The organism is Apibacter raozihei, from assembly GCF_004014855.1.
In the GTDB taxonomy this organism is placed as follows: Bacteria; Bacteroidota; Bacteroidia; order Flavobacteriales; family Weeksellaceae; genus Apibacter; species Apibacter raozihei.
Window position 1 is genome coordinate 3,257,097 of the sequence record NZ_CP034930.1, and the last position, 15,235, is coordinate 3,272,331.

At 31.1% G+C, this 15,235-nt stretch carries 11 protein-coding genes; 6 read left to right on the top strand and 5 right to left on the bottom strand.

Annotated elements, in window-relative coordinates; all coding sequences use genetic code 11:
- Window positions 1–99: 99 nt before the first annotated feature.
- The gene (locus EOV51_RS14410; protein ID WP_128153226.1) at window positions 100–390 is read right to left on the bottom strand and encodes a hypothetical protein; all 291 of its coding nucleotides are present in this window, start codon (window positions 388–390) and stop codon (window positions 100–102) included.
- Window positions 391–762: 372 nt separating this feature from the next.
- Here EOV51_RS14410 and glsA point away from each other — a divergent pair, with 372 nt between their 5' ends.
- Genes glsA through EOV51_RS14425 form a run of 3 tightly spaced genes read left to right on the top strand, consistent with a single transcriptional unit; the run spans window position 763 to window position 4,814 of the window.
- The gene (glsA, locus tag EOV51_RS14415) at window positions 763–1,779 is read left to right on the top strand and encodes a glutaminase A (RefSeq protein ID WP_128153227.1); all 1,017 of its coding nucleotides are present in this window, start codon (window positions 763–765) and stop codon (window positions 1,777–1,779) included.
- A gap of 44 nt (window positions 1,780–1,823) precedes the next feature.
- The gene (locus EOV51_RS14420) at window positions 1,824–3,446 is read left to right on the top strand and encodes an ankyrin repeat domain-containing protein (RefSeq protein WP_128153228.1); all 1,623 of its coding nucleotides are present in this window, start codon (window positions 1,824–1,826) and stop codon (window positions 3,444–3,446) included.
- An 18-nt stretch (window positions 3,447–3,464) separates the two neighbouring features.
- Window positions 3,465–4,814 (top strand): ankyrin repeat domain-containing protein, encoded by a 1,350-nt coding sequence (locus tag EOV51_RS14425; RefSeq protein ID WP_164875324.1) that lies wholly within the window; start codon window positions 3,465–3,467, stop codon window positions 4,812–4,814.
- Between the two features lie 43 nt (window positions 4,815–4,857).
- On the opposite strand, the gene EOV51_RS14430 is transcribed toward EOV51_RS14425, so the two are convergent.
- Complete coding sequence (locus EOV51_RS14430; RefSeq protein ID WP_128153230.1) at window positions 4,858–6,261, bottom strand: cation:dicarboxylate symporter family transporter; 1,404 nt, start codon at window positions 6,259–6,261, stop codon at window positions 4,858–4,860.
- 292 nt (window positions 6,262–6,553) lie between these two features.
- Between EOV51_RS14430 and dnaE the strand changes: the two genes are divergently transcribed.
- Window positions 6,554–10,924, top strand: coding sequence for a DNA polymerase III subunit alpha (dnaE, locus tag EOV51_RS14435; protein WP_128153231.1), 4,371 nt, complete (start codon window positions 6,554–6,556; stop codon window positions 10,922–10,924).
- A gap of 214 nt (window positions 10,925–11,138) precedes the next feature.
- Here dnaE and EOV51_RS14440 read toward each other — a convergent pair whose 3' ends face one another.
- From EOV51_RS14440 to EOV51_RS14450, 3 genes are all read right to left on the bottom strand, one after another.
- Window positions 11,139–12,362, bottom strand: coding sequence for a hypothetical protein (locus EOV51_RS14440; RefSeq protein WP_128153232.1), 1,224 nt, complete (start codon window positions 12,360–12,362; stop codon window positions 11,139–11,141).
- Between the two features lie 134 nt (window positions 12,363–12,496).
- Window positions 12,497–13,171 carry a hypothetical protein gene (locus EOV51_RS14445; RefSeq protein WP_228427646.1) on the bottom strand — a complete coding sequence of 225 codons (675 nt, stop codon included), beginning with the start codon at window positions 13,169–13,171 and terminating at the stop codon, window positions 12,497–12,499.
- A 39-nt stretch (window positions 13,172–13,210) separates the two neighbouring features.
- The gene (locus EOV51_RS14450; protein ID WP_128153233.1) at window positions 13,211–13,858 is read right to left on the bottom strand and encodes an NADPH-dependent F420 reductase; all 648 of its coding nucleotides are present in this window, start codon (window positions 13,856–13,858) and stop codon (window positions 13,211–13,213) included.
- 207 nt (window positions 13,859–14,065) lie between these two features.
- On the opposite strand from EOV51_RS14450, the gene EOV51_RS14455 reads away from it, so the two are divergent.
- Window positions 14,066–14,401 carry a winged helix-turn-helix transcriptional regulator gene (locus tag EOV51_RS14455; protein ID WP_128153234.1) on the top strand — a complete coding sequence of 112 codons (336 nt, stop codon included), beginning with the start codon at window positions 14,066–14,068 and terminating at the stop codon, window positions 14,399–14,401.
- Between the two features lie 174 nt (window positions 14,402–14,575).
- Window positions 14,576–15,214, top strand: coding sequence for a hypothetical protein (locus tag EOV51_RS14460; protein WP_128153235.1), 639 nt, complete (start codon window positions 14,576–14,578; stop codon window positions 15,212–15,214).
- The last annotated feature ends 21 nt before the right edge of the window (window positions 15,215–15,235 follow it).

Below are 15,235 nucleotides of genomic sequence, written 5' to 3' on the forward strand. Positions count from 1 at the left end.
CTTGTAGTAAAATAGGAAAAGACCTACCTAATATAAAAAAGATGAACCTTAATAGTAAGATTCATCCTCAAAATTCAATAAATGTATATATTTAAAAGGTTATTCTTCTTTACCTTTTGAAATATCGCGCATCTTTCTTTTAGCATCTGTAGTCATATCTTCAACTTTATCGCCTACCTTGTCTCCAAAGTCACTGGCTTTATCAGATATTTTGCTAAAAAACGAAGATATAGACTCTTTAAAACTGCTATATTTTCCTTTAAAAAATTTTTCCCAATCTACTTCCAGTCCTTCTTTATCCATAAAATCTTTTACAATAGATAATGATTTTAAAGCTTGTTCTTCTGTTAATCCTGCTTCTTTCTGAAGTCTTTCTACTATGTTTTCCATAACTATTTATATTCTTTAAAGTTTTTCTGTTTATTAATTGTAAACAAAAATCAAGCCTTACTATAATATTTTGTTTCAATTTTTCATATTCGATCTTTTTTTTATAACATATGACCTCTATAACATTTATACATTCAATTACATAAATACTTTATTGTTATAATGTAAATAAATTATTCTTTCAGTATCTATTATAGCAACTTTAAATAAGTTATTTTTATACTGAAACTATGGTTTCACCACATTCTCTTTTTAGTTTCTTTTCAATATTGATTGTAAACCTATATTTTTTTATCAGTTTTAACATACTTTATATAGTATGATTAAAATATTTTTATTAATTTATCGCCCTAAATAAAGATTATAAAAATTATGAGGAAATTATTTTATTTTATTGCGTTTACTATCTCTTTATCAAATTTTTGTGCTTCACAAAATCATAAAGAGCATTTCCATGAAAACAGCAAAACCTTACAAAATCTAGATTTGCTATTGACCAATGTATGGCAAGAAAGCAAGGCTTTCATCCCTCAGGGTCAGGTTGCTGATTATATTCCGGAATTAAGTAAAGCCAATAAAAACCTAGTAGGTGTTGCTTTTATGGATCAATCAGGAAAATTATATACAAAAGGTGATACTAAAAGTAAATTCACCATGCAAAGTATTTCCAAAGTGGTAGCTTTAATGATAGCTACTAAAGAGAGAGGAGAATCGTATATCTTTGAAAGAATGGGATATTACGGAACAGATGCTGCTTTCAACTCCTTTTCTGAGCTTCAGTCTAAAAAAAAGCCATTGAATCCTATGATGAATGCAGGTGCAATAGTTACCACATCATCAATTAGCGGTACAGGAGATGAAGCCTACCAAAAAATCTTAAAAATGGTAAGATATATAACTAAAAATGAATCTATCAATATTAATCAGGCTGTGTATCTTTCTGAAAAAGAAACCGGAAACAGAAACCGAGGAATGTTTTATTTATTAAAAAACTATGGTCTTTTCGATGCTGTAGATGAAGAAAGTCTAAATAATTACTTCAGACAGTGCTCTATTGAAGTTGATGCAGAAGATTTAGCTAAAATTGGATATTTTTTTGCTCATAACTGTACACGTTTTGACGGGGACAAAACTTATTATAACCCTGATATGAGCAAGTTAATTAATTCTGTTATGCTAAACGGCGGAATGTATGATTACAGCGGAGAGTACTCCCGAAAAGTTGGTTTACCTTCCAAATCCGGTGTTGGAGGAGGAATTATGGCTGTAGTTCCAGGAAAATACGGAATTGGTACATTTAATCCTTCTTTAGATGAACAAGGAAATTCTGCACCTGGAGTTTACATCATGGAGAAACTTAGCAAAGAATTAAATTTAAGTATTTTCTAAATTTTATAATCCTTAAAAACCTATATTTAATTTAAACGATAACTATGAAAGAAATTAATGGTGTCTCATTTGAAAACTGGGCATGTGCATGTGGAAATATTTCAGCAGGAATGTCTAAAGAAGAGGTATTTACTGTTTTAGGAATTTCTTCTGAATCATGGGAAAATATTAATTCGGAATGGACACAAAACCTTAGTGCAATTATTACACAGGATCCTACTAAAACAATTCAATATGCCGGATATTTATCTAACCCCAAACAGGGTAAATTTGCTGAAACGGTTCAAAATGCAAATGCTGATTTGAATAGTGAATTAACAATTCCTGACTTTAATACTTTTCAGGAAATATTTATGAAACTGAATGATGAAAATCAAAATGAAGTTTTGACTAAATACGGGTTAACTCCTGATAACTGGAACAAAATATCAAACCATTACAATCAAACCGTAGAAGATTTAACAAAAGATCTCACACTTAAAGAAGCTCATCAGAAAGGAAATTACTTAGTTATTAAAAACAAAATTTTAAATTCTCCTCAGGAATACAAAGAATTAGGCAAGTTCGATCAACAGAATTTAGTTAATGATCTGGCGCGTGGAAAATATTTTTCAATTATTTTTGATATTATCAATGCCAATCTGGAGGAAATGGACTTATCTGAAATTGATAAACTAGAGGGTAGTTTTGTTGAAACTGTATTTAAAGGACTTTCTTTCCCTAAGCCAGTACCTTTTCCAAAAAATGAATCTGACCTGATTCTGATAACAGAACCTGATATTATACAATTTATAGATCGTTTTTGTGATCATATCAAAAATATTGATGAAAATACGAATGTAACCTCTTTATTTAAATGGGCTATTACTAAAAAGTTGCCTTTACCTATTGACGCACTGGAATTATTAATTCAAAAAGGATGCTCCGTTTCAATTTATGATGCTTCAGACAATTCTCTTTTACATTATTTATTACCAGAAAACTATATATCTTTTTTACTAAATCATGGATTAGATCCTAATCATAAAAATAAAGGCGGTGTAACTCCATTAGAGTTGGCTTTAAGTAACAATGCTGAAGTTGTTAAAACACTTCTTGAAAATGGTGCAGATCCTCAACATAAAAATAAACAGGGAAACTCTCTGTTTTATGTAGCTTTGATGGACCTTATGAATCCAGATTTATATGATCTTTTATGTGAATATGATACACCTGATTTTGAAGATTTAAACAAAGACGAAACCTCTTTTTTATTCAACTATATTAAAAAATTAGATGAATATTCCAGCAATACTGAGCTAAAATGCCTTGAAAAACTACTGGAACAGGGAGCTGATCTTTCCATTTCTTGCATGTATTACGGAGAACCTACTACACCTTTAAAAGAAGCTGTAAAAAAACCTTTTGCTGTATTTGAAATTGTTATGAATCACTTTTACGGAGATATTAATGAAACCGATGATAATGGAAATACGTTACTTCATCAGGTTTGTGGCTATAATATTAATTTTCAGGCTGAAGATGCTGTTCAGGTTTATAAAAAAGCCAAGTTTCTTATAGAAAAAGGAGCTGATGCTTCTATTCGTAATAATGAAGATAAAACAGCCTTGGATTTGGCTGTAACTGATAATTTAAAAGAAAAAACCGTAAAATTATTATTAAATTAAAAACCTACGTATATGTCAATGTCTTTTATTATAGCCTGCGAACAAGGAAATCGCAAAATAGCAGAATTACTTATTGAACAAGAAGGTTCTGATGTAAACTATACGGATGAACAGGGACGGACAAGTCTGCATTATGCAGCTCATCACGGTTTTGTTGAAATTTGTAAGAAACTTATTGACAGGGGAGCAGATATCAATTATGAAGACCATAATGGGGAAACTCCCTTATTTTTTGCGGCTTTACAAAATCAAACCCAAACGATTAAACTTTTGCTAGAGCATAATGCTGCTATGGAAATTAAAGATTATCAGGGAAATAATCTACTTCATATTTCTACCAGAAATGGTCAAAAGCCCCTATGTGAGTTGTTTATTGCAAAAGGAATGGATATAGAAAGCGTTAACAATCTTGGAGAAACGCCTTTGATGTTATCAATACTTTATAAAAAGAAACCTTTAATGGATTACTATATTGAACAGGGGGCTGATATTCATGTTACCACAAAAAACGGAAACAATCTACTTCATTTAGCCTTGCAGGATGGTAATTTACCTATTATAAAACAATTAGTTGAAAACGGATTATCTATTGATACACCGAATTCTAACGGAACTAGCCCTTTATTGCTGGCTTGTATGACTAATAACGCTATGCTGACTAAATATTTTTTAGAAAAGGATGCTGATATTTTTCAAACAAATACAGAAGGTATTTCTCCTATCTACTACGCATGTGCATATAATCAGAAACAAATTGTACAGCTTTTTATTCAAAAAGGATTAGATGTCAATTATCAAACACCTTCCCAGGGAGATATTATATTAGGAAGTTATCTGGATTTTATTGAATCTGCTCAAGATATATCTTCTGAAAGCCTCTATCACCTTAACAGCAGTTACACCAGCGGAGGAGAAAGTCTTTTACATATATCAGTTAAAAACGGACATTTATATATGGCTGAACTTTTAATTAAAAACGGAGCAAATGTAAATGTTCAAGACGAATCCGAAAATACTCCATTACATTATGCTGCTGCAAATGGTAAGAAAGATTTAGTTAAACTATTGATTGATCATGGTGCAAACGCAAATCTATCCAATGTAAGAGAACAGAAACCTATTGATTATGCTAACATTAAAGGATATAACGAAATTGTTTCAATTATCTTAGGTACTACCGGCATGGATTCAAAATCTGAGAATCTAAAATCAACTGCTGAAATTCAGACCAATTTTTCTAGTCAAAATTCTTTATCAAAAGAAGATATTAAAACTAAACTAAAAGAATTAAAAGAACTCTTTGAAGAAGAGCTTATAACCGAGGAAGAATTTAATTTAAAGAAAAAAGAATTGCTAAATCAATTATAAATTTTTAAAAACTCTCTTTTAAGTTTTAAAAGAGAGTTTTTATTTAGTCTTTCAAAATGACATCCGGATCGTTAAATATATTCATATTCATATTTCCTGTTTCTTTATCAACTATGACAGCAGAAGTTAAAGAACCGGACACATTAGCCATCGTACGAGGCATGTCTATAATAGGATCTATGGCTAATACCATTCCTATTAAAGGAAAATATTCACCTAGTCCCATACCGGAAAGTACAATTGTAGCTGCTATTGTTGCTGTTCCCGGAATACCGGCCACTCCAATGGAGCCTATAACAACTACAATAACAAGCATTATGTAAAACTGGGCATCCATAGGTATACCGATCATGTGAGCTACCATGATAGCTATCAAAGCAGGAAAGAAACCTGCACACCCATTCATTCCCATCGTACTTCCTAAAGAACCTATTAGGTTAGCCGTTCCACTGCTTACTCCCATACGTTCTGTTAAAGTAGCTATTGTTAGTGGTAAAGTTCCTACTGAAGATCTACTGGTAAATCCCATCAACCACACCTCCACCGATTTTTTTACAAACAGCAATGGTGAAATACCATGTAAAGAAACTAACAAAACATGTATCAAAAGCATAAGAATTGCTGCTATATAAACAGATAAGACAAAGCCGGAGACTTCCATGATTGCAGGAATACCATTAGATATAATTGTCCTTGAAAGCAATGCAATGACTGCATATGGCATATATTTTATAATAGTCATGGTTACTGACATAACTATTTTATAAAGTCCTTCTATTAACTTTTTAAATAAACCGATAGCTTCAGGATTTTTTTTCTCCATTCTATTCGCTCCTAAACCAATTAAAGCAGAAAATATGACCAGACCAATAATATTTTCAGTATTCATAGCTGATACAATATTGCTAGGTACTAAATTTACAAAGGTATCTACCAGATTTGTCATTTCTCTTCCTTTCATCTCAATAGGCAAAGTGTTATGAGTATAGCCTAATGAAAAAATATTTCCTAATAAAATACCTACTATACAAGCTATTCCTGTAGTAAAAAGCAACCAGAATATTCCTCTGAATGCTATTTTAGGTAGATCCTTCTGACCAGAAAAATCGATAATTACTTTAACAATTGAAACAAATACCAGCGGTATTACCAACATACGTATGAACGATATAAATATTCTTCCGAATAATCCATACCAAGTTGCTGTTTCCTGCATCCATATTAAAGGTTCTTTCTGAAACCCCGTTAAACACTGAATTCCTAACCCCAGAACTATGCCCATACCTAAACCGGCAAACATTCGTAATGAAAAGCTTACTTTTTTATCCTGAAGTTTTTTTATAATATAAAAACTTATTAACAATGCTGCAATAGCAAATAACGTCTGATAGTGGGTCAAACTCAAATAATTTTCAAAAAAATTTCCTGTGAAAATTTTAGTATCCATATCTTATTTATCTCTTAAAAATTTATGCTTGATTTGCTTAAGTGGCAATTTAATGTAAAAAGAGTCTATGATTTACACGCTGTTTCAGCATGTAAATAACATTTTATAAAACAAAAATTAAGCCTAAAACTTTATCTTTTATAGAAGTAATGCGAACAGGCTATAAGTTTTAGTTATAAATGTAAGTTTAATATATTTTTAATTTAATTAAAATACTCATTTACAATAACTTAAACCATTACTTATGAATTGATTATTTGAGAATAGTTAAAATATACTAACTTTGTAGTATATGAAATTTTTAGTTTTTGACACTGAAACCACAGGTTTACCGGCCAATGCCAATGCTCCTGTTTCCGATTCTGACAACTGGCCCCGAATGGTACAAATTGCCTGGCAATTACATGATGAAAATGGGGATTTAGTAGAAAACTATGACTTTATAATAAAGCCGGAAGGTTATGACATCCCCTTTAATGCACAAAAAATTCACGGTATAAGTACTGAAAAAGCATTAGCTGAAGGGCATGATCTTAAAACTGTACTTGATCAATTTAACCAGGTATTGGCAGAAAATCCGATTTTAGTCGGACAAAACATCAGTTTTGATATACCCATTGTTGGAGCTGAATTCTATCGAAAATCATTAGAAAATAACATAGCTGAATTAAATCTTATTGATACAGCACAGGAAGGAACCAGCTATTGCGCTATTCCCGGAGGACCTGGAGGAGGCTTTAAATACCCTAAACTTTCGGAACTTTATGAACGTTTATTTGGTTATGGTTTTGATGAAGCCCATAATGCGGCAGCTGATGTAAATGCCACAGCCCAGGCATTTTGGGAATTGGTTCGGCTACGACAGGTATCTGCCAAAAAATTATTTTTTACGGAAGAAGAGCTAAATCGTTTTATCGAAAACCATCCTTCTCCGTTTAAAGCATTTGATATTATTGTTAGACAGCAGGTTAATGAATTTAATCAAAAATTAAAAGAAAAGCAATCACAAGTTAAAAAATCAATTGATGAAATTGATTTTTCCCATTTTTTTCATTTTCACAATCATTCGGTATATTCAATTCTTACCTCTACCAGCAAGCATTCCGATTTAATTAAAAAAACATTGGAGTATAAGATGCCTGCTTTAGGAGTGACGGATTTCGGTAACTTAATGGGAGCTTTTGCTTTTCTAAATGAAATAAAAAAAGTTAACAGCTCTATTAAGGAACATAATAAAAAAGTGGAAGCCGGTGAGCTTAACGAACCTGTAAAAAAAGAAATTATTCCTATTGTGGGATGTGAACTTTATATTTCAGAAAATTATCTTCAGAATAAATTTACTAAAGACAATCCGGATAGAAGATATTCTCAGATATTGCTAGCAAAAAACCATGCAGGATTTAAAAATCTATCCAAACTTTCCACCTTCGGATATAAAGTCGGCTTATATGCAGGATATCCGAGAATAGGTAAAGAACTGATTGAACAATATAAAGAAAACCTTATAGCTACCACAGGAGGTTTATCTTCCGAAATACCAAGTCTTATTCTGAATGTTGGTGAAAAACAAGCTGAAGAAGCATTTGTTTACTGGCATAATTTGTTTGGTGAAGATTTTTATGTAGAACTTCTAAGACATCACCTGGATGAAGAAGAACACTTAAATAAAGTTTTACTACGCTTTGCGGAAAAGTACGGAGTTAAGGTTCTTGCCCAAAACGATACTTTTTATATTAATAAGGAAGAAGCAGAAACTCAGGACATTCTCCTTTGCATTAAAGACGGTGAAAAACAATCGACTCCTATAGGAAGAGGTTTTGGAAAACGATATGGATTACCTAATAATGAATACAACTTCAAATCTCAAAAAGAGATGGCTTTGTTATTTTCCGACATTCCGGAAGCCATTGAAAACTTTGAGGATTTTATAAAAAAATTTGAACCTTATCAGCTGGCTCGTGAAGTGCTGTTACCCAAATTCGATATTCCTGATGAATTTAAAGATCCTCAAGATGATATTGATGGAGGAAAACGCGGTGAAAATGCATACCTTGCTCATTTAACCTGGGTGGGTGCTAAAAAAAGATATGGAGATACCCTTCCTGAAGAAACTCGAGAGAGATTGCAGTTTGAACTTGAAATTATTGCTAAAACAGGGTATCCCGGGTATTTTCTTATCGTGCAGGATTTTACCTCACAAGCTCGTAAAATGGGAGTAGCAGTCGGTCCCGGACGTGGTTCTGCAGCAGGTTCAGCTGTTGCCTACTGCATCGGTATTACTAATATAGATCCGATAAAATATGATTTACTTTTTGAAAGGTTTCTTAATCCTGACCGGGTATCGCTTCCTGATATTGATATCGACTTTGACGATAGAGGTCGTGAACGTATCATTCAATGGGTTGTAGATAAATATGGTGAAAATCAGGTAGCTCAAATAATTACTTACGGAACGCTCGCAGGAAGGTCTGCCATACGTGATGCTGGAAGAGTGCTGGAACTTCCATTAAGCGATACGGATCGATTGTCCAAAAATCTTCCTCCCAATCTTAATCTTACTAAGCTTAAAAACAGAACTGAAGCCGATCTGCAAAAAGATTTCGGTAAAGAAGAAGCCGAACCGGTATTACAGCTTAAACAAAAATTTAAATCAGATGATTTGGAGGGAAAAGTAATTCAAAATGCCTTTCAATTGGAAGGAAGCTTAAGAAATACGGGAGTACATGCCTGTGGAGTCATTATTACTCCGGAAGATATAACCAATCTTATACCCGTATCAGTAGCCAAAGATTCCTCTCTATTGGTTTCTCAATTCGATAACTCGGTGGTAGAAAGTGCGGGGCTGCTCAAAATGGACTTTTTGGGGCTTAGAACCTTAACCATTATCGGAGATACCATAGAAATCATACGAAAAAGAACAGGACAAACTCTCAATCCGGATGATTTCCCTCTGGATGATGAGACAACATATGAAATTTTTAAAAACGGAAATACTGTCGGTATATTCCAATACGAATCGCCTGGGATGCAAAAGCATTTAAAAGCCTTGCAACCCGATAAATTTGAGGATCTTATCGCCATGAATGCTTTGTATAGGCCGGGCCCCCTCCAATATATTCCCAACTTTATTAATCGTAAGCATGGTAAGGAGGAAATAACCTATGATCTTCCTGATATGGAAGAATATCTGGCAGATACTTATGGTATAACTGTGTATCAGGAACAGGTAATGCTCTTGTCTCAAAAATTAGCCGGATTTAGTAAAGGTGATGCCGATGTGCTTCGTAAGGCTATGGGTAAAAAACAAATCGATGTCTTAAATAAAATGGAAGCCCGTTTTCTGGACGGGGCTATTGAGCGAGGACATCCTGAAGAAAAATTAAAGAAAATATGGGAAGACTGGAAAGCTTTTGCTCAATATGCTTTCAACAAATCCCATTCAACCTGCTATGCCTTTATTGCTTTTCAGACCGCTTATTTAAAAGCTCATTATCCGGCTGAATTTATGGCTGCCTTGCTAAGTAATAACTTGAATAACCTGACTACTCTTACTTTTTTTATGGAAGAATGTAAAAATATGGGGCTTGAAGTGCTGGGACCTGATGTGAATGAAAGTGATTATGAATTCACCGTTAATGAAAAGGGAGCTATTCGTTTTGGAATGGGTGCAATTAAAGGTATTGGTGAAAATGCTGTGGAGGCTATCGTTAAAGAAAGAGTAACGAATGGAAAATATACGAATTTATTTGAATTTTTTGAAAGGGCAGATTTAAAAAACATAAATAAAAAAGTACTGGAAAATTTAGTGCTGGCCGGAGCATTCGATGAATTAGGAAATTCTAACCGTGCCCAGTTTTTTGCTGAGGAAAACGGCTCTTCAACTATAGAAAAACTTGTACGCTATGGAACCGCCTATCAGGACAATAAAAATTCTGCTCAAAATTCTTTATTTGGTGATTTGGGCGACGGAGGTTTTGATGTTATGAAACCTTTAATTCCAACTACTGAGGAATGGAGTACCATGTATAAACTTGGAAAGGAAAAAGAAGTTGTGGGAATCTATATTTCCGCTCATCCCATGGATAATTATAAATATGAAATTGCTTTGGTAAAGCCCATGGATATATCTGAAGTTAATGAAAATAAGGAAAAATATATTAATAAGGAAATTTATATTGCCGGAATGATCAGCCGTTTTGAGCATAAAGATATTAATGATGGCAGAACAAGAATTGCATTTTTTGATGTAGAGGATAAGACGGGTACTATTTCTTTAAAACTTAAAAAAAATTATTTGGATCTTCAAAAATATTTGATTCCTAACTTGTTTGTTTTAGTAAAAATTATGGTTGGCGTTATTCGTGATAACGGCTTTGTTTATATAAATGTTATTTCTATTGAAGAATTAAGTGATATAATAGGAAAACATGCTAAGAAATTAACTATTAAAATTAATCTAGAGGATTTAGATGAAAATACGCTTGCTACATTAAATAAAGTTTGTGATGAAAACGCAGGTTCGAAAGATATTCATTTTGAAATTCTTGATAAAAAAAATAATTTGTTTTTAGAAACCGCTTCTATGAACAAACGTGTAAACATAACCAAAGAAGTTTTAGATACGATTAAAGATGAACTCTTCCTGGATTTCAGATTAAATTAATTTCTTATGCAAACTATTCTACTATTTAGAAAAATTATTTAATAGTACAATATAAAGTAAAATTCAAAGTATTTGTATTTTTTAAAATTATAATGAACTATTTTTTTCTATAATTTTTTACTTATTTTATATATAACAAAAAGTTCAACATTTACTTATTTTCAATAATATAAGGGCTGTTTTTGAATTATAATTCATAACAGCCCTAACATTATCAATAGTTTATAATTTGACCCTTATTTACTTCTAATGTCCAATAGCAATTTCCAGCAGTATGCTCAACAAAAGTATTATTTTTAGTATTATAATTTAGAGTGGAAAAAATAAAATTTCTTCTATATTTAACTTGATAAATCATATCATCTCCAGACTTAAAAGGAAGCTTTGCATCAATTCTATATTTTTTACCTGCCAATTCTAATCCTAAATTTGCTTCCCAAAATCTGCCAGATCCTTGATCTTCTTCAACTAACATAAATGCTAAATCTATATCATTAGGTTGTGAATCTGATACCATAACGGCATTAACATCTGTCCATCTCTTTTTGGAAATATCCTTTCTACTTCTTGTAATTCTTACTCTACTAATATTCGGATTCACATTCCTTAAATCATCAACAGTATTTATTTTAAATTGATCTACTGCACCTATGTGAATGACAAATTCAGATCCTCCATTAGCCCAATCATCATATTGCTTGCTAGCCATAAATTTTCCTATTTTAATCGAATATATTGGATCACCAACTTTTTCAATTTCGTATAAATTTGTATTAATCTTATTTATTGCTTTTTTTGATGAAAATAAGACGTTATCTTTATTTATAAATTTATTATTAGAAAAATCAGGTATTTCTTCGTAAGGCAATGTATTTAAATTAATTACAATTACAGGATTTCTTTTTGCATATTCCTCATCAACAAATAAAGTATCTGTTTTTATAGTTCCTTCGGGTAGTATAATACTTTTAAATGCTGTATGTATATTTTTGTTATCATCAGCGAAAGTAATAACAGGGATAGTTTTTTGATCCCAGTCTTCTGAATATGGCCAGTATATCTGAATATTTGAATTAGTAAGCTTATCTAAAATATTATTTCTTGATAAAGACAAACTATTAGTAAGCTTTTGTTTTAATGAAGAGTTCGTTGTATTGATAATTTTATTATTTTGATTAAAATTTAATATTTCTCTAAAATAATAGCATTCATCTAAACCATATTCTAATGACTGGGATATTGATTGATGAATTTCTTTGTAATCTTCTAAATCTAAATTTAAATTTGAAAGTAGTACAGCTACTTCTTCTAACATTTTTTTATCGGTAGATAAATTAATATTATTACTGGTTCCCAAATTTGAATCCGTCTGGTTGAAATCTTCATTACAAGCAACGAAAATTGTAGCTAGTAATAAAACAAAATAAATTTTTTTCATATTTTCTCATATTTAACTACAGCTAAAATAAGATAAAAATAAATTACAAAAAAAATAAAATAAAGGTTAAAAAATTAGAATATGTGAAAAATTAACAAATATTATATTAAAATAATTATTTTTATATAACTAATTTAATTTTCATATATTTTCCAATCTTTAAAAAACCCTTCAGTTCCAATATCCACAAAAAAACCAATGCCTCCTTTTTGTTTATCACCTAGTTTCAAATCATTTACAATAAGCGAAGGTTCTTCCTGGTTATTGATATATAATTTTGCTTTATCTCCTTTTACTTCAATTTGCAACTGAATCCATTCATTAAGCCCCATATCAGCATACGATTCATACTTTTCAGGAGACTCATTTCTTAAACGCTGATATTTGTAATCCGGATAGGCAAAGTATTGTATGCTATGATTCCTGCGTATCTGGTCATCTGCTCTGCCATTGGTGGGGCGAATATAAATGCATTCAAATTGTGAATAATCCTTAGCTATTCTAAAAGCTATTCCAATAAATCCTCTTGAATACTCAGGAGCATCATTCAAAAGCTTGCTCAAAACCTTTACCTCTATAGTTCCATTTTTAAAATTGACATCATTTAAAAGACCAAAGGTTGCTTCATCTACTTCTTTTATTTTAGAATCTTTAACAATTCTCACTATTTTTTCATCTGTCATATTTTCTTCCGAAACAAAAGTATTCACAGCCGTAATTTTATAATTTTTTTCTTCTGTGACTTGTGAGTAAAGATTGAATGTTATTAAAAACAAACTACTTATCAGATAACATTTTATACTTTTCACTGGTTTTAATTTTAAAATGATTTGAACTTTTATATTTAATTATTGTATGTATTTGAAAGTACTGTTCCAATTGTCTGAAAAAATTCCCTGAGCAATATAGAACTGTCCCATATATTCTAAAGCTCTTGATGATTCTATTTTACCAGAATTATAAAAATTCCAGCCAAACTTTATTACTATTTCTGCTATAATTTTTTTAGAGTTTTCATCATTCCCTGAAATAAATACGGTTCCCTGTTCACTAAATTTGGGTTTGTACATTAAATGAGCACCTACGGTGTTCATGGCTTTAACAACGTAAGTATAAGGAAGCTGTTTCTGAACTTTTTCAGCTATTGATTCCTCAGAATTAGTAATAAGCTTTATTACCCCATTTACAGGAGCTTCACCAGACAATGCATTAGTTATGTCCCAAAGTATTTTTTCTTTAAATTTAGAAATCCCTATGGTTTCAATTACTTCTAATAAACTGGCTCCCGGAACTGATAAAATAATAATATCTGCAAATTCTACTGCGTTATCATACGTTGTTATATCTATACTTGAATTAATGTTTTTAAGTATATCTATATTTCCGTTTTCTTTATTAACGTTTCGAGTACCAATTTTAATTTCATAATTTTCAGAAATTAGTCCTTTTACTAATGCCTGAGCTACATTTCCTGTTCCGATAATTGCTATTTTCATTTTTTTTATTTTTATTGATTTCTGAAGCAAAACTACTCTTGAATCTATTTATATACAAGTAGGTTACTAACGAACACCTATAGTTAGAATTATTAATAATCAAACACTTAAAAATTTTATTTTAACAAATTTTTAACTTTTATTCATACCTTAATAAAAGAATGTTACTTTCAATTAGAGAGTTATTGTATATTTGTTAAAAAAAATATGAAAACCCTGAATTTAGAATATCCGACTTGCCCGGTTAGAAATGTATTAAGCCGGTTTAGCGATAAATGGTCTTTATTAGTATTATCGGTATTGTCTTCAGAAAGTAAACTTCGGTATGGGGAAATCAATAAAAAAATTCCTGATATTTCTCAAAAAATGCTGACTCATACGCTCAAGAATCTTGAAGAATATAATCTTGTAAATAGAAAATCTTATCCGGAAATTCCTCCAAAAGTTGAGTATTCATTAACCGAAACCGGTAAAAGTTTACTCCCTGCTATACAAATGCTTATTGATTGGGCTTCAACACATTTTAATGAGGTAAACAGTTAATAATAATATCCTTAAGGCAACTGATTTAATATTTGTAAATATTACGTAAGAAATTTTTATACTATTTTAGTAATATGTAAGGCATTTCTTTGAACCTCCATAACCTGATACCGACTGTTTTGAAAAAAATACAATTTAAATTATTTAATTTCGTTTTAACTAAAAAATCTATTCATGAACAAACTATTATTTTTATCCGTATTACTTTTTACATTAACCAGTTGTGCTTCAAACTTTACTGAAAGTTTTACCAGTGGAAATGTAAAAAAAATTTCCAGTCAAAATTCTCATCAATATTCCGGAGGCTATAAAATTTTTGCATCTCGTGAATATGATTCAAACGGAAGTTCGACAATTCTTACCGGAAATTCAAATAAACATGGTATTTATAAATTTTTACAAAGTGACATTCCAACAATTAAGAATATAAAAGATATAGAAAGATATGTCAGAGGGTTTAAAAAAGACTCACTGACCAGTAACTGGAATGACAATGACTGGGTCAATGTTTTATTTGAAGGAAATACTGTTTTCTTTGAGTTAAAAAAAGGGAATCAAACAGTAAAAACATTTAATGCTACAGGAAAATATAAAAATGGATTTTTTGTTTTTCCACGAGAAAAAAACTGTATTGATCTATCTAAAATTTCAAATGGCTGTGTAATAAGCAATAAAAGAATAGGTATTACACATGATGGGCAATTGCTGGTTCAGGAAACTAAAAAATATGAAGTACCCGCTTTAAAATCTTCAACAGTTGTTGATTTCCTGAAAAACGGAACAGAAAGTGTTTATAGCTATCAAAATAAATAATTTGCATATAAAGCCACCTAC